Source organism: Streptomyces sp. NPDC006235 (genome assembly GCF_040613735.1).
Taxonomy (GTDB): domain Bacteria; phylum Actinomycetota; class Actinomycetes; order Streptomycetales; family Streptomycetaceae; genus Streptomyces.
In genome coordinates, this window is sequence record NZ_JBEXSR010000001.1 from 446,806 (window position 1) to 463,124 (window position 16,319).

Genomic DNA, 16,319 nt, shown 5'->3' on the forward strand with positions numbered 1-16,319 from the left:
GCCCGCCAGGGCTCCGCCACCCCGCGCCAGCGGCGGAACCACTGGTTCATGTCCCCGATTGAGGGATCGTTTCACCCGTACGGATTAAATGTGCTCAAGCCGCCGGAAGGTGCCACCCACGGCCGCCTACGGTCGCCGAATGATGAGCAGTACTCCGGAGATCTCGACCCGCTCCACCCGCACGGCCGGCCCGCACCGGGCGCACCGGGAAGCGCGTGACCGCGGGGCGGCGCGCACGCTGGCGCAGCGGCCGCCCGCGCGCTACGAGCCCTACCTGGACGGCCTGTTCACCTATTGCCTGTCCGTGCTGTGCGACCACGACGCCGCGACCGCCGCCCTGGGCGACGCCCTCGCGCTCGCCGAACGCCGCGGCAAGCACGTCCCCGAGGCCCCCGCCGACCGCCGGGCGTGGCTGTACGCGCTGGCCCGCTGGGCGTGCCTGCGCAAGCTGGCCGAGGCCAAGCAGAAACGTCAGAGCAGCCACGCCGCGGGCCGCCCCCAGCGCGCCGACCGGCCGTCCGGCCCGGCCGTCTCGGAGGAGGTCCAGGAACGGCGGCGGCGCGAACTGGCCCTGCTGGCCTGGCCGGAGGCCGCCGGCACCACCCCGGAACAGCGCGAGGCGCTCGAACTGGCCGTGCGCCACCACCTCGCCGCCCACGAGGTCGCCGCCGTCCTGGGCATGGACCTGGCCGCCGCCCGCGACCTGCTCGCCTCCGCCGCCTGCGAGGTGGAACGCACGCGTGCGGCCCTCGCGGTCGTCGAGACCGGGGCGTGTCCGAGCGTCGCGCACCTCGTCGGCGACGACCGGCCCGTGCTCGGCACGGCCCTGCGCCGCGAACTCGTCCGGCACGTCGACGACTGCCCGCGCTGCCGCCGCACCGCCGAGCGCGCCATCCCCGGCCGCTGGCCCGGCACCAGCGTCACACCCGACGAACTGCCCGTCCTGTCCGCCCCGCGCGCGGCCCTGCACGTCGCCATGGCCCACCACGCACGCGCGCGTGGCGCCGGACCCCGCTTCGACCGGCGCGGCTTCCCCATGGACCCCAAGGACCGCGCCGCCCGAAGGGACCGCCTGCGCGCGCGTGCCGTCACGACGACCGTCGTCGCCACCGTGGTGGCCGCCCCGGTGCTCGCCCTGTGGGCCGCCTACCGGGGCACCCCCGTCGGCGAGGGCCAGGACGGCCGCTCCGCCTCCGCACGCGAGGCGGACGACCCGTTCGCCCTGGACGGCGAGATGGCCGGCGGCGGCTACGAGAACACCGGCAACGCGAGCACCAGGCCCGGCCCCCGCTTCGGCAAGGACGGCAAGGCCGACGTCTCCGTGGAGGTCCTCGGCGTCGCCGGCGCCGGCCGTACGAGCGCCCTGGGCGTCACGGCGGACCACAGCGGCGACACCACCCTCATCACCCTCACCGCCACGGGTCCGGACCCGGTCCGCTGGTCGGCGTCCACCGGAGCGCACTGGCTCTACCTGAGCCAGTCGTCGGGAACGCTCCGGCCCGGCGAGTCGTTGACGATCAAGGTGTACGTCGACCATCTGCGGGAGCCCTCCGGCCCCTGGCACGCGCAGGTGGCGGTCGCCCCGGTGGGCGCCGTCGTCCACATCGAGGGCTTCGGCACCGCGCCCAGCCCCTCCGACCCCGGCCCGCCACCGGACCCCCGCCCCGGCGACCCGGGCGACCCGGACCGCCCGCCTACGACCCGGCCCGACCCGACGCCCACGACCTCGGCCCCACCGGACCCGACGCCGACGAGCCCGCCCCCGTCACCCGACCCGGACCCCACACCCACGGACCCGGGCCCGGACCCGACGGACCCGACGGGCTCGACGCCCCCGCCCTCGGACAGCGGCGACCCGAGCCCGTCCACGCAATAGGCGGTCAGTGCACGAGAGGGTCAGCGCAGGAGACGGTCAGCCGACCGGATCGGCCGGATGCGGCGCCAGCAACGGCAGCTGCGAGGCCAGCCGCTCCTCGCACAGCTCCACCAGCCGGTCGTAGCCGGCCTTGCCCATCAGCTCGATCAGCTCCGGCCGGTAGGAGACGTACACCGGTTCGCCCGCGCCGTGCGCCGAGGTCGCCGAGGTGCACCACCAGTGCAGGTCGTGGCCGCCCGGCCCCCAGCCGCGCCGGTCGTACTCACCGATCGACACCTGGAGCACACGCGTGTCGTCGGGCCGGTCGATCCACTCGTAGGTCCGCCGCACCGGCAGCTGCCAGCACACGTCCGGCTTGGTCTCCAGCGGCTCGCGGCCCTCCTTCAGGGCGAGGATGTGCAGCGAGCAGCCCGCGCCGCCCGCGAAGCCGGGCCGGTTCTGGAAGATGCACGAGCCCTGGAAGGGGCGCGTCTGCCGGTCGCCGTCCTCGTCCTCGGAGATCCAGCCGTTGCTCGTGCCCTCGGCGTGGTGCTGCCAGATGTCCGGGGTGAGCCTCGCCACATGTTCGGCGACCCGCTTCTCGTCGTCCTCGTCGGAGAAGTGGGCACCCAGCGTGCAGCACCCGTCGTCCGCGCGGCCGGCCTGGATGCCCTGGCAGCCGCTGCCGAAGATGCAGTTCCAGCGAGAGGTCAGCCATGTCAGATCGCAGCGGAAGACCTGCTCGTCGTCCGCCGGATCAGGAAACTCCACCCACGCGCGGGCGAAGTCGAGCCCCTTCTCGTCAGGGCCCTGCTCGTCGGACCGCGGGACGCCCGATGATTTGTCGCGCTTCGCCTTTTTCGTCTTTGGCACGAGTCCAGGGTACGGGCCTTGTCCCCGCACCGAGGACGGCGGACGGCGCGGCTGGCAGTAGCGTTCCGTACATGAGACTCGGTGTCCTCGACGTGGGATCGAACACGGTGCATCTGCTCGTGGTGGACGCGCATCCCGGCGCGCGCCCGTTGCCCGCGCACTCGCACAAGGCGGAACTGCGCCTCGCCCAGCTCCTCGACGACGACGGCTCGATCGGCCCCCAGGGCGTCGACCGGCTCGTCTCGGTCGTCCACGAGGCGCTCCAGGCCGCCGAGGACAAGGGCGTCGAAGACCTCCTGCCGTTCGCCACCTCCGCCGTGCGCGAGGCCCGCAACGCCGACGACGTCCTCGCGCGCGTGCGCACCGAGACCGGCGTCGAGCTCCAGGTCCTCACCGGCGAGGAGGAGGCCCGCCTCACATTCCTCGCCGCCCGCCGCTGGTTCGGCTGGTCGGCCGGGAAACTGCTGGTCCTGGACATCGGCGGCGGCTCCCTGGAGATCGCCTACGGCATCGACGAGGAGCCCGACACGGCCGCGTCCCTGCCGCTGGGCGCCGGCCGCCTCACGGCCGGGTGGCTGCCCGGCGACCCGCCCGCCCCGGACGACGTGCGGGCGCTGCGCCGTCACGTCCGGACCGAGGTCGCCCGCACGGTCGGCGAGTTCAGCCGCTTCGGCCCGCCCGACCGCGTCGTCGCCACGTCCAAGACCTTCAAGCAGCTCGCCCGCATCGCCGGAGCCGCCCGCTCCGCCGAGGGCCTCTACGTCCAGCGTGAACTCAAGCGGAAGTCCCTGGAGGAATGGGTCCCGAGGCTGGCCGGCATGACGGAGGCGGAACGGGCCGAACTCCCGGGCGTCTCGGAGGGCAGGGCGGGCCAGCTGCTGGCGGGTGCCCTCGTGGCCGAGGCCGCGATGGACCTCTTCGGCGTGGAGCGCCTGGAAATCTGCCCGTGGGCCCTGCGAGAGGGCGTGATCCTGCGCCGCCTGGATCACATGGAGTCGCTGTGAGCCCGGGGGGAGGACGGGGCCGTCTATGGCAAACACCACAACGGCGAATAGGCACCCCGCTCCACCCCGACCACACCCCGTAATCTGTCCTGCATGGCAGAGCCAGCCGTAAGGATCCCGGACGCGAAGGTCGCCCTGTCGACGGCCTCGGTCTACCCGGAGTCGACGGCCACGGCCTTCGAGATCGCCGCGCGCCTCGGCTACGACGGGGTCGAGGTCATGGTCTGGACCGACCCCGTGAGCCAGGACATCGAAGCCCTGCGCAGACTCAGCGACTACCACCAGATCCCGGTCCTGGCCGTCCACGCCCCCTGTCTGCTCATCACGCAGCGCGTCTGGTCCACGGACCCCTGGACCAAGCTCCAGCGGGCGCGCGCCGCGGCCGAGAAGCTCGACGCGAGCACGGTCGTCGTCCACCCCCCGTTCCGCTGGCAGCGCCAGTACGCCAGGGACTTCGTCGCGGGCATCTGGCGCATGGCGAACGAGACGGACGTACGGTTCGCCGTCGAGAACATGTACCCCTGGCGCTACCGCGACCGCGAGATGCTCGCCTACGCCCCCGACTGGGACGTGACGAAGGACGACTACCGCCACTTCACGATCGACCTCAGCCACACCGCGACGGCCCGCAGCGACGCGCTGGCCATGGTCGACCGCATGGGGGACCGCCTCGGCCACGTCCACCTCGCCGACGGCAGGGGCTCGGCCAAGGACGAGCACCTCGTGCCCGGCCGCGGCACCCAGCCCTGCGCCGAGGTCCTGGAGCGGCTCGCCCTGACCGGCTTCGACGGCCATGTCGTGATCGAGGTCAACACCCGCCGCGCCATGTCGAGCGCCGAGCGGGAGGCCGACCTGGCGGAGGCACTGGCCTTCACCCGCCTGCACCTGGCCTCGGCGGCGAAGGTACCGAGGCGATGACCGACCTGCCCCCGCACGGCCCCCCGAACGCCACGGGCACGGGGGCTGGCTCCGGCACGGGCACGGGGGCCGGCACTGGTAACCGCTCCGGAACGGGGACCAGCTGCGGCACGGGAACTGGCACGGGCACCGGGACCGGCTCCGGCTCCGGCACGGGGACCGGGACTGACACCGGCTCCGGCACGGGAACGGGCACCGGGGCTGGGACTGGCACCAACCCCGGCCCCGGCCCCGGTACCAACCCCGGCCCCGGCACAGGAACCGGCCCAAACCCCGGCCCCGGCTCCGGCACCAACCCCGGCCCCGGCACAGGAACCGGCCCAAACCCCGGCCCCGGCTCCGGCCCAGGCACGGGTCCCACCACCCGCCGCCGAGGCCGCCCCCCGCGCACGGAGTCGGCCGGCACGAGGGACCGCATCCTGACCGCCGCCCGCGCGGAGTTCTCCGAGCGCGGCTACGAGAAGACGTCCGTCCGCGGCATCGCCAAGGCGGCCGGGGTCGACTCGGCGCTCGTGCACCACTACTTCGGGACGAAGGAGCAGGTCTTCGAAGCGGCGATCACCCTCTCCTTCGGGCCCGCCCTCGACGCGCCGAAGGCCATCGAGGAGGGCCCCCTCGACGGCGTCGGGGAGCGCCTGGCCCGCTTCTTCTTCGGCGTCTGGGAGAATCCCGCGACCCGCGCGCCCCTGCTCGCCATCGTCCGTTCCGCCGTCACCAACGACACGGCGGCCGCCGTCTTCCGCCGCATCGTCGCCACCCAGGTGCTGCGCCGCATCGCGGGACGGCTGGACCTGCCGGACGCCGAGCTGCGGGCCGAGCTCGCCGCCGCCCAGCTGGTCGGCACCGCGATGCTGCGGTACGTCATCAAGATCGAGCCGCTGGCCTCGGCGGACCCCGAGCAGATCATCGCGCGACTGGCACCGGTCGTACAGGGCCACCTCACGGGGTCCTGAACCGCCGACGGCCGAGACGTGCGTCCCGCATTCCGGACACTCCGTCCCGCCCTCTGGATGACCGGCGTACGCTCGGTAGCAGTCAGAAGTCTCCGAATCCTCTGACGCCGTCTCTGAAGGAGCGAGCGACGATGCCCGAGCTGAGGTCCCGCACAGTCACCCACGGCCGCAACATGGCGGGCGCACGCGCCCTTATGCGCGCCTCCGGTGTACCGGGTGCGGACATCGGCCGCAAGCCGATCATCGCGGTCGCCAACAGCTTCACGGAGTTCGTGCCGGGCCACACCCACCTCCAGCCGGTGGGCCGGATCGTCAGCGAGGCGATCGTCGAGGCCGGCGGCATCCCTCGCGAGTTCAACACGATCGCCGTCGACGACGGCATCGCGATGGGCCACGGCGGCATGCTCTACAGCCTGCCCTCCCGCGACCTGATCGCGGACAGCGTGGAGTACATGGTCGAGGCCCACTGCGCCGACGCCCTGATCTGCATCTCCAACTGCGACAAGATCACCCCGGGCATGCTCAACGCGGCCCTGCGCCTGAACATCCCGACGGTCTTCGTCTCCGGCGGCCCCATGGAGTCCGGCCGGGCCACCCTCGTCGACGGCACGGTCCGCACGCTCGACCTGGTCGACGCGATGTCCGAGGCCGTGAACGAGAAGATCTCGGACGAGGACATCCTCCGCATCGAGGAGAACGCCTGCCCGACCTGCGGCAGTTGCTCCGGCATGTTCACCGCCAACTCGATGAACTGCCTGACGGAGGCCATCGGCCTCTCCCTCCCCGGCAACGGCTCGGTCCTGGCCACCCACACGGCCCGCAAGCAGCTGTACGTCGACGCTGCCAACACGGTCATGGACATCACCCGCCGCTACTACGAGCAGGACGACGAGACGGTCCTGCCGCGCAACGTCGCCACGTTCGCGGCCTTCGAGAACGCCATGGCCCTCGACATCGCGATGGGCGGCTCGACCAACACGATCCTGCACCTGCTGGCCGCGGCCCAGGAGGCCGGCGTCCCCTTCGGCCTGGAGGAGATCGACGCGGTCTCCCGCCGGGTCCCCTGCCTGGCCAAGGTGGCGCCGAACGTCGCCAAGGACCGCACGTACTACATGGAGGACGTGCACCGCGCCGGCGGCATCCCCGCCCTCCTCGGCGAACTGCACCGCGCCGGCCTGCTCAACGAGGACGTGCACGCGGTCCACAGCCCGTCCCTGTCCGACTGGCTGAAGACCTGGGACGTGCGCGGCGGCTCCCCGTCCGCCAAGGCGCTCGAGCTGTGGCACGCGGCCCCCGGCTGCGTCCGCTCCGCCGAGGCCTTCTCCCAGTCCGAGCGCTGGGAGGCCCTCGACGAGGACGCCGAGGGCGGCTGCATCCGCTCCGTCGAGCACGCGTACTCCAAGGACGGCGGCCTCGCGGTCCTCAAGGGCAACCTCGCGGTCGACGGCTGCGTCGTGAAGACGGCCGGCGTCGACGAGTCGATCTGGACCTTCGAGGGCCCGGCGGTCGTCTGCGAGTCGCAGGAGGAGGCCGTCGAGAAGATCCTGCTGAAGCAGATCAAGGAGGGCGACGTCGTCGTCATCCGCTACGAGGGCCCCAAGGGCGGCCCCGGCATGCAGGAGATGCTCTACCCGACCTCGTACCTGAAGGGCCGTGGCCTCGGCAAGACCTGCGCCCTGATCACCGACGGCCGCTTCTCCGGCGGCACGTCCGGCCTGTCCATCGGCCACGCCTCGCCCGAGGCGGCCGCCGGCGGCACCATCGCCCTCGTCGAGGACGGCGACCGCATCCGCATCGACATCCCGAACCGCACCATCGAACTCCTCGTCGACGACGCCGAGCTGGCCCGCCGCGAGCAGGCGCTGAACGGCGCGTACGCCCCGAAGAACCGCGACCGCAAGGTCTCGGCGGCACTGCGGGCCTACGCGGCGATGGCGACGAGCGCGGACAAGGGCGCCGTGCGGGACGTCACGAAGCTGGGCTGAGCACTCCACGCACAAGGGCCGCCCCCGGTCTCCCGGGAGCGGCCCCTTCCGCATACGCGCTACCACACTGACGGATCACGCCCGCTCACGGCGAAGACGGACCCGTCCGGCGCACCGGCATAGACACGGTCGCCCACGAGTACGGGCTCGGGAAGCGCTGCCGGAACCCGGTCCGACCGTTCGCCCAGCCGCGGGGACGTCTGCCCGACGAGCTTCCCACGCCGCGCGTCGACGGCGAGCAGCCGCCCGTCCGGCGCGGTGACGTACACGTACCGGTCGTCGGCGACCGGCGTCGACCCCCGGACGATCCCCGTCTCCAGACTCCACCGCTGCTTGCGGGCCTCCAGATCGACGGCGACCAGCGCGCCGCCCGTCGCCATGAGGTGCGCGACGTCCCCGTGCACACTCCCCGCCACCTGCTGCAACGGGATACGCAACGGCACCCGCACACTCGCCCGCCGCTCCGGGTCGTAACGGACCACGGCCCGCGCCTCCCCGCGCACCGCGTCGACCGCCACGAACACCACCGCCCCGTCCACGGTCCCGAGAGGCTGCAAGGCCCCCTCCAGCCGCGCGTCCCACCGCACGTCACCCGTGCCCGGATCCACCGCCGTGACCGTCGTACCGGACCCGTCACCCGACACGCTCGCCGCGTAAGCCAGCGGATCCCCGGGAAACGAGACGAAATACGGCACGTCCTGCCCGGGAATCGGATGACTCCACTTCACCTCACCCGAGGCGCTCTCCACCCCGCTCACCGTCCCGTCGGCCGCGGTGAGCAGCAGCATGCCGCCGACGGCCCGCAGCCCCCCGTACGCGGGCAGCTCCTGCCGCCGCTCCACGTCACCCGAGCCGGGGTCGAGCATCGTCACCCGCCGCCCCTGGCCCAGCCCGGCCGGCACGAGCCCGCCCGACACGACCGGAGCCCCGCTCGGCGGCCCGCTCGCGTCCAGAGGACGCCGCCACAGCAGCCGCCCGTCAACCGGATCGAGAGCGAAGACAAGCCCGGTCTGCGCACACAGCAACTTCCCGGCCGCGTACGCACACTGAGGCATGCTCTTCCCGGACAACGGCGGCGCCTCCCACGCCGAGAACGCGGCCGCCGTGGTCCGCGGAGCGGTGACCTCGGACGCCGGCCCGCCACCCCCGAGCAGGGGAACCGACACGAGCACACCGAGGACGGCCAGCCCGAGGGCCCCGGCACCGAGCGCGGCCCGCTTACCGACCCGCACCCTGGACCGCCGCGACGGCTCCTCGCCCCCGCCGCCCTGCTCGGCAACGGCCGGTGCCGCCTCCTCCACCCGCTGCGCCGGTATGAACGCCTGCGTGTCGTACGAGGCCGCCACCGACCGCAGCTCCCGCATCAACTCGTCGGGGGAGGGCCGGTCCTCGGGTTCCTTGGCGAGACACCGCAGCACGAGCGGCACCAGCTCTTCCGGTACGCCGGCCAGCTCGGGCTCGTCGTGCACGACCTGATAGGCGACGACATACGGACTGTCGGAGTCGAACGGCCCCCGCCCGGTCGCCGCGTGCACCATCACGGACCCGAGGGCGAACACGTCGGCGGCGGGCCCCACTTCCCGGGGCCGCCGGAACTGCTCCGGCGCCATGAAGGGCGGCGTTCCGATCAGCTTCCCGGTCTCAGTCCGCAACTCGCTGTCTTTCGGCCGGGAAATGCCGAAGTCGATGACCTTCGGCCCGTCCTCGGCGAGCAGGACGTTGCTCGGCTTCAGGTCCCGGTGCACGACCCCGACCCGGTGGATGTCACGCAGCGCCTCGGCGAGCCCGGCCATCAGCCGACGCAACTGCGCCGGGGCCAGGGGACCGTTCCGCTTCACCTCCTGGGCCAGCGTCGGGCCCGGAATGAACAGCGTGGCCATCCAGGGCCGTCCAGCCTCGGGGTCGGCATCCACGACGGGCGCGGTGAAAGCCCCGCTGACCCGCCGGGCGGCCCCGACCTCCTGCCGGAAACGCCCCCTGAACTCGGGGTCCTTGGCGAACTCCGCGTGCACGACCTTCACGGCGACCTTCATCCCGGACGTACTCCGGGCCAGGTGGACGACCCCCATGCCGCCCGAGCCCAGACAGGACTCAAGCCGGTAGTGACCGGCGTACTCAGGAAGTTCCGCTTCCGGGCCCGCTCCGACGTTCCGCTGTGGCGCCATGGGACCACCCCCGTGCTGTTCGTCCGCGCGCGCGACGCACGGAGCCTAGTCGATGACTCGTACGGGACAGAGGCGGCTTGCTAGCCTCCGCTGGCGAATCACGCACTGGTGTTTGATGGCGTGATTCAGGGGAATGAACGGGACCCCATGGAAGCCATGGGATGCAACGGGGGAGGTTTTCATGTCAGTAGAGCCTGTCGAAGAGGCCGAGCGCGGCAAGCCGCTGGTCACCACACTGGCCGCGGCGGCCACGTACTTCTCGATCGCACCGGGCGTCACTCTCAACGTCCGCAGCGGTCCCGGCACCGGCTACCCGATCGTCAAGGTCCTGCCCGAGGGCTCCCGAGTCCCGATCCACTGCCAGACACCCGGCACCACGGTCACGGGCCCGTACGGCACGACGAACATCTGGGACAACATCGCAAGCGGCCAGTACGTCTCGGACGCCTACGTCAGGACGGGCAGCGACGGCTACATCCGCCCCCGCTGCGGCTGACCTGCGACGCTGTTGCTGGGGCCGGGTGGGTCCGCAACCCGGCGCTGCGGGGTGCCGCCGCGCCCACCCGTGCCGCCTGGGGGCACCTCCCAGGCCCTTAAGGCACTGGGGGAGGCACGACTGCCCGCAGCTCACGCCTGCGGCAGCTGAGCCCCCGCGCGCCCGCGGCCGCGTACGCACGGAAGGGGACGTGTCGGGGGGTGTCCGCCCGCAGCGGTTGGCGCGTCAACGCCGGTTAGTTGGTGTGTGACCCCATCGCGCCGTTCCGAGGACGGAAACCCCCGCCGGCGCGGCCCCGACCCACCGCACCCCAGTAGGCGCTACGCGCACCCCCACCGAAGCAGCCACAGGCCGCCGCAGGCACACCGCAGGCCCATAATCGACCGGTGAGCGCAGAGAACAGCCCCAGCCCCCTCGCCCCCCGCCCCGAACCGATCCGCTTCTTCGGCACGACCTGGCTGAACCACGACAACGGCTACACCGCCCGCCGCATCGGCGTCGCCCTCGGCTCACTGGCCACCGCAGTCGTCTCCTGCCTCGTCCTCCGCCTCGCCTACCAGGGCCTCCAGATCGCCGCGATCGGCAGCTTCGTCACCCTGCTCATGGTCGTCATGTTCGCGATCTGCAGCGCGCTGGCCTTCCGCCACACCTGGGACGGCTTCACCCGCCGCCCCGACCCCGACCGCCAGGCGTCCCTCCGCGGTCTCCTGACCATCGGCTTCGTCGGTTCCCTCCTCGCCTACTTCCTCCGCTCCCTCACCGAGGCCCCCGGCGAGAAACTCCACCGCGAGGAGTACGAGACAGCCCGCAAGCACCACGAGAAGCGCACGACCCGCCGCTCGGGCAACCCGTCGAAAAAGCGCCGCCCGGCGTAACCCGCCGGCCTTCCCCGGGCTCTCACCGAAATCTCACCCCTCCCCACCCCCACCCCCGGCCACCATGGCCGTATGACCACACCCCCCTCCGCCCACCACCCCACCCGCACCGCCCGCGCCCACTCCTTCAACACGGCCGCAGCCCAATACGCGGCCAACCGCCCCTCCTACCCCCCAGCCCTCTTCGACGCGATAGAAGCCCTGGCCGACCGGCCCCTCCCCGGCTCCCGCGTCGCAGACATCGGCGCGGGCACCGGCATGGCGACCGCCCTCCTCCACGCCCGAGGCGCGCACGTCATCGCCGTAGAACCCGGCGACGGCATGGCGGCCCAGTTCCGCAGCACCCTCCCCGACGTCCCGATCGTCCGCGGCACCGGCGACGACCTTCCCCTCGCCGACGCCTCCGTCGACTTCGTCACCTACGCCCAGGCCTGGCACTGGACCGACCAGTCCCGCTCCGTCCCGGAGGCCCTCCGCGTACTGCGCCCCGGCGGCGCCCTCGCCCTCTGGTGGAACACCGACGCCCTGGACGTGCCGTGGATCGCCGAAGCCGCCGCCCGCACGGAACGCCACTTCGGCATCGACACGGCCGCCGAGCGGCGAAACGTCAACGCCCGCGCCGCCGACCCCACCGGCCGCCTCGACTTCACCCGCCGCACGGTCCGCTGGAGCCGCCGCATCCCGCTCGACACCCACCTCGCCAACATCGGCAGCCACTCGGTCTTCCTCGTCCACGGCGAGGACCACACCGCGGCCTTCATGGCGGAGGAACGCGAGCACCTCCTCAAGGCCTTCCCGGACGGCGTCGTCGAAGAGGTCTACGACGTGATCCTCCTCCTGGCGAAGACCCCTGCTTGACGCGTCCCACCCTCAGGAGCATTATTCATCACATGGTGAATAATGCTCCGGACCCTCCACGCACAGCCGTCCAAGCCAAGAACCTCACCGTCACCCGCGGCCCCCGCACGGTCCTCCACCACCTCGCCTTCACCGTCCCCCGAGGCCAGATCACCGGCCTCCTCGGCCCCTCCGGCTGCGGCAAGTCCACCCTCATGCGCGCCATCGTCGGCACCCAGGCCAAGGTCACCGGCACCCTCGACGTCCTCGGCCACCCCGCCGGCCACCCCACCCTCCGCACCCGCATCGGCTACGTCACCCAGGCCCCGTCCGTCTACGACGACCTGACCGTCCGCCAGAACCTCGACTACTTCGCGGCGATACTCGACCCCGGCCGGCCCGCCGCCGACCGCCGCCACGACAACGTCACCCGCGCGATAGCCGACGTCGACCTCACCACCCACGCGGACGCCCTGGCCGGCAACCTCTCCGGCGGCCAGCGCAGCCGCGTCTCTCTGGCCGTCGCCCTCCTCGGCACCCCCGAGCTCCTGGTCCTCGACGAACCGACCGTCGGCCTCGACCCGGTCCTGCGCCGCGACCTGTGGACCCTCTTCCACGACATCGCGGCGAGCCGCGGCGCGACCCTCCTCGTCTCCTCCCACGTCATGGACGAAGCCGAGCGCTGCCACCGCCTCCTCCTCATGCGCGAGGGCGAACTCCTCGCCGACGACACCCCGGAGGCCCTGCGCACCCGCACCGGCGCGGACACGGTCGAGGAAGCCTTCCTGCACCTGGTGGACGAGGCCAAGGCCGCAGCCCGCACCAAGGAGACGACCCGATGACCACCACGATCCCGACCACGATCACCACCCCCACCCGGCCGCGGGCCCTGAGCGCGTCCCGCACCACAGCCACCGCCACCCGCGTCCTACGCCAGCTGACCCACGACCCCCGCACCATCGCGCTGCTGATCCTCATCCCCTGCGTGATGCTGTTCCTGCTCCGCTACGTCTTCGACGGCAGCCCCCGCACCTTCGACAGCATCGGCGCGTCCCTGCTCGGGATCTTCCCGCTGATCACGATGTTCCTGGTGACCTCCATCGCCACCCTGCGCGAACGCACCTCGGGCACCCTCGAACGGCTCCTCGCCATGCCCCTCGGCAAAGGCGACCTCATCGCCGGCTACGCCCTCGCCTTCGGCGCCCTCGCGATCATCCAGTCCGCCCTGGCCACGGGCCTCGCGGTCTGGTTCCTCGGCCTCGACGTCACCGGCAGCCCCTGGCTCCTCCTGCTGGTGGCCCTGCTCGACGCCCTCCTCGGCACGGCCCTCGGCCTCTTCGTCTCGGCCTTCGCGGCGTCGGAATTCCAGGCCGTGCAGTTCATGCCGGCGGTGATCTTCCCCCAGCTCCTCCTCTGCGGCCTGTTCACACCCCGCGACGCCATGCACCCGGCCCTGGAGGCCGTCTCCGACGTCCTCCCCATGTCCTACGCGGTGGACGGCATGAACGAGGTCCTCCGCCACACGGACATGACCGCCACGTTCGTACGCGACACCCTGATAGTCGCCGGCTGTGCCCTGCTGGTCCTGGTCCTGGGCGCGGCGACCCTACGACGCAGAACGGCATGAGCCGGCCGCGCCCCCCGGGGCGCGGCATCCCGCCCAACGGACAGCCAAGCCGCCGCCCCCTCCCCGATGCGAGGATGTACCCCGGACGACGCACCCCCGGAGGCACCCCGCGCCATGACCCAGAAAGTCGCAGTCCTCGGCACCGGCAAGATCGGCGAAGCCCTGATCAGCGGAATGATCCGAGCCGGCTGGACCCCGGCCGACCTCCTGGTCACGACCCGCCGCCAGGAACGAGCCGAGGAACTCCACACCCGCTACGGTGTCACCCCGGTCACCAACCCGGAAGCCGCGAAGATCGCCGACACCCTGATCCTCACGGTCAAACCGCAGGACATGGGCACCCTCCTCGACGAACTCGCCCCCCACGTCCCCGCCGACCGCCTGGTCATCAGCGGCGCCGCCGGCATCCTCACCGCGTACTTCGAGGAACGCCTCGCCCCCGGCACCCCGGTCGTCCGCGTCATGACGAACACCCCCGCCTTGGTCGACGAGGCCATGTCCGTCATTTCCGCCGGCACGCACGCCACCGCCGACCACCTGGCCCACACCGAGGAGATCTTCGGCGCCGTCGGCAAGACGCTGCGCGTCCCCGAGTCCCAGCAGGACGCCTGCACGGCCCTCTCCGGCTCCGGCCCGGCCTACTTCTTCTACCTGGTCGAAGCCATGACCGACGCGGGCATCCTCCTCGGCCTGCCCCGCGACAAGGCCCACGACCTGATCGTCCAGTCCGCCATCGGCGCCGCGACGATGCTCCGCGACAGCGGCGAACACCCCGTCAAGCTCCGCGAGAACGTCACGTCCCCCGCCGGTACGACGATCAACGCCATCCGCGAACTCGAGAACCACGGCGTACGAGCCGCCCTCATCGCCGCCCTCGAAGCCGCCCGCGACCGCAGCCGCGCCCTGGCCTCCGGCAACAACACCTGAGCACTGCGGGCGTCGGGGCCGATCCGCCCCCGACGCCCGCACCACCTCACACCCTCAGCACGCCGGCCCCACCCGCGTCCGCAGCCGCCGCTTCCGGCACGGCAGGCAGCAACCCGATCGCGCGATAAGCGGCATCCACCGTCGGCCGGGCCATCCCCCGAGCCCGCTCCGCCCCCTCCCGCAGTACCCCCTCCACATAACCGGGATCCGCACACAACTCCTTGTGCCGAGCCTGCACGGGCCTGAGCACCTCGACCACAGCCTCAGCGGTGTCCTTCTTCAAGTCCCCGTACGACGCGTACGCACCGCTCAGCTCCTCAGGACTCCCACCCGAGCACGCGGCGAGGATCTCCAGCAGATTGGCGAGCCCCGGCCGGGCCTCCCGGTCGTACACGACCTCCCGCCCACTGTCGGTCACGGCCCGCATGACCTTCTTCCGCACCACGTCCGGCTCGTCCAGCAGATAGACGATCCCCGGCCCGACGTCATCACTCTTGCCCATCTTCGACGTCGGGTCCTGCAGGTTCATCACGCGCGCCGCCACGCCCGGCCGCGTGGCCCGGGGCACCACGAACGTATGCCCGTACCGCTGGTTGAACCGCACCGCCAGATCCCGCGTGAGCTCGACATGCTGCACCTGGTCGTCCCCGACCGGTACCTCATCGGCCCCGTACGCCAGGATGTCCGCCGCCATCAGCACGGGATACGTCAGCAGCGACAGCCGCACACTCCCGCCCCGCCGCTGCTCCCGCGCGGCCTTCTCCTTGTACTGGATCATCCGCCGCATCTCACCGTCGGTGGCCACGCACTCCAGCACGTACGACAGCCGCGCATGCTCGTCGACATGGCTCTGCACGAACAGCGTGCAGAGCTCCGGATCCAGCCCGGACGCCAGCAGCAAGGTCGCCGCCTGCCGGCTCAGCCTGCGCACCCGCGCGGGATCGTGGTCCACGGTCAGCGCGTGCAGGTCGACGACACAGAACAAGGCGTCCGCCTCGTGCTGGTCGACGGCAGCCCACCGCCGCATGGCTCCCAGGTAGTTCCCCAGCGTCAGATGCCCCGTCGGCTTGACCCCGCTGAAGACCCGTGTCATCTCTCCTCCACCTCCTGGCCGAGACCGCCGCTCCGGCGGCCGCCCCCCGGTGGTCCTGGAGGGAGAAACAAGAACGGCCGCCGAAGCGGCGGCCGTTGAGTGCATACGTGAGGACGGCCGCCGTCAGGCGGCCCACCACAGCTGGCTACACGTACGCGTCGTCATGTCCCCCAGACTACGCCCCCGGAGTGCCGTCCGCCCTTGAGTTGACACGCCCAGACCCCATCCGTAGTGTTCTCCGAGTTGCCCGACGTGAGCGCCGACCCCGGTCGGTCCCCGGGCAGCCAATCCGCAAGTACCAACCACTACTCGACGAAGTAGTTCTGTCGTCGTTTCATTGGCATGCGTATTTACGGAATGAGGAATCCCCGTTCGAAAGGACGCGGCCCCCGATTGGCTCGGGAGCAGGGGAATCCGCTAAAGTCTCACTCGTCGGAACGGCCCAACAGCCGCGAAGACAAACCCCGCTGACTGGGAATCGGGCCCGAAAGGATCTGATAGAGTCGGAACCGCCGGAAAGGGAAACGCGGAAGCGGAAACCTGGAAAGCGCCGAGGAAATCGGGTCGAGGAAAGATCTGATAGAGTCGGAAACGCAAGACCGAAGGGAAGCGCCCGGAGGAAAGCCCGAGAGGGTGAGTACAAAGGAAGCGACCGTTCCTTGAGAACTCAACAGCGTGCCAAAAGTCAACGCCAGATATGTTGATACCCCG

13 protein-coding genes and 1 pseudogene are annotated in these 16,319 nt (G+C 71.8%); 11 read left to right on the plus strand and 3 right to left on the minus strand.

All coding sequences use genetic code 11. From position 1 onward, the window contains the following. The first annotated feature begins 139 nt into the window (after nt 1–139). Nucleotides 140–1,876, plus strand: coding sequence for a hypothetical protein (locus tag ABZ192_RS02115; protein ID WP_356922592.1), 1,737 nt, complete (start codon nt 140–142; stop codon nt 1,874–1,876). A gap of 36 nt (nt 1,877–1,912) precedes the next feature. Here ABZ192_RS02115 and ABZ192_RS02120 read toward each other — a convergent pair whose 3' ends face one another. After that, nucleotides 1,913–2,728, minus strand: coding sequence for a hypothetical protein (locus ABZ192_RS02120; RefSeq protein ID WP_356922593.1), 816 nt, complete (start codon nt 2,726–2,728; stop codon nt 1,913–1,915). A 71-nt stretch (nt 2,729–2,799) separates the two neighbouring features. On the opposite strand from ABZ192_RS02120, the gene ABZ192_RS02125 reads away from it, so the two are divergent. The 4 genes and pseudogenes from ABZ192_RS02125 to ilvD all read left to right on the plus strand — a co-directional run bounded on the left by ABZ192_RS02125 (nt 2,800) and on the right by ilvD (nt 7,588). After that, a complete protein-coding gene (locus tag ABZ192_RS02125; protein WP_356922594.1) occupies nt 2,800–3,732 on the plus strand; it encodes a Ppx/GppA phosphatase family protein in 933 nt (310 codons plus the stop codon). A 93-nt stretch (nt 3,733–3,825) separates the two neighbouring features. After that, nucleotides 3,826–4,650, plus strand: a complete 825-nt coding sequence (locus tag ABZ192_RS02130) for a sugar phosphate isomerase/epimerase (protein WP_150482322.1) — start codon at nt 3,826–3,828, stop codon at nt 4,648–4,650. 362 nt (nt 4,651–5,012) lie between these two features. Beyond that, nucleotides 5,013–5,603: pseudogene (locus tag ABZ192_RS02135) on the plus strand (TetR family transcriptional regulator); the annotation flags it as partial. Between the two features lie 131 nt (nt 5,604–5,734). Continuing rightward, complete coding sequence (ilvD, locus tag ABZ192_RS02140; RefSeq protein WP_356922595.1) at nt 5,735–7,588, plus strand: dihydroxy-acid dehydratase; 1,854 nt, start codon at nt 5,735–5,737, stop codon at nt 7,586–7,588. Nucleotides 7,589–7,647: 59 nt separating this feature from the next. Here ilvD and ABZ192_RS02145 read toward each other — a convergent pair whose 3' ends face one another. Then, complete coding sequence (locus tag ABZ192_RS02145; RefSeq protein ID WP_356922596.1) at nt 7,648–9,753, minus strand: serine/threonine-protein kinase; 2,106 nt, start codon at nt 9,751–9,753, stop codon at nt 7,648–7,650. Nucleotides 9,754–9,934: 181 nt separating this feature from the next. Between ABZ192_RS02145 and ABZ192_RS02150 the strand changes: the two genes are divergently transcribed. From ABZ192_RS02150 to proC, 6 genes are all read left to right on the plus strand, one after another. Continuing rightward, nucleotides 9,935–10,249 carry an SH3 domain-containing protein gene (locus ABZ192_RS02150; RefSeq protein ID WP_356922597.1) on the plus strand — a complete coding sequence of 105 codons (315 nt, stop codon included), beginning with the start codon at nt 9,935–9,937 and terminating at the stop codon, nt 10,247–10,249. A 386-nt stretch (nt 10,250–10,635) separates the two neighbouring features. Then, nucleotides 10,636–11,124, plus strand: a complete 489-nt coding sequence (locus tag ABZ192_RS02155) for an EamA/RhaT family transporter (RefSeq protein ID WP_356922598.1) — start codon at nt 10,636–10,638, stop codon at nt 11,122–11,124. Nucleotides 11,125–11,196: 72 nt separating this feature from the next. Further along, nucleotides 11,197–11,982 carry a class I SAM-dependent methyltransferase gene (locus ABZ192_RS02160; RefSeq protein ID WP_356922599.1) on the plus strand — a complete coding sequence of 262 codons (786 nt, stop codon included), beginning with the start codon at nt 11,197–11,199 and terminating at the stop codon, nt 11,980–11,982. 32 nt (nt 11,983–12,014) lie between these two features. Beyond that, nucleotides 12,015–12,803: an ABC transporter ATP-binding protein gene (locus tag ABZ192_RS02165; protein WP_356922600.1), complete on the plus strand. Its 789-nt coding sequence runs from the start codon at nt 12,015–12,017 to the stop codon at nt 12,801–12,803. Next, entirely contained in the window at nt 12,800–13,588 is a 789-nt protein-coding gene (locus ABZ192_RS02170; protein ID WP_356922601.1) for an ABC transporter permease, read from the plus strand. The genes ABZ192_RS02165 and ABZ192_RS02170 overlap by 4 nt, the downstream gene beginning before the upstream one ends. Before the next feature lie 114 nt (nt 13,589–13,702). Then, a complete protein-coding gene (gene proC / locus ABZ192_RS02175; RefSeq protein ID WP_356922602.1) occupies nt 13,703–14,515 on the plus strand; it encodes a pyrroline-5-carboxylate reductase in 813 nt (270 codons plus the stop codon). 46 nt (nt 14,516–14,561) lie between these two features. Here proC and trpS read toward each other — a convergent pair whose 3' ends face one another. After that, the gene (gene trpS, locus ABZ192_RS02180) at nt 14,562–15,608 is read right to left on the minus strand and encodes a tryptophan--tRNA ligase (RefSeq protein WP_356922603.1); all 1,047 of its coding nucleotides are present in this window, start codon (nt 15,606–15,608) and stop codon (nt 14,562–14,564) included. Between the last annotated feature and the right edge of the window lie 711 nt (nt 15,609–16,319).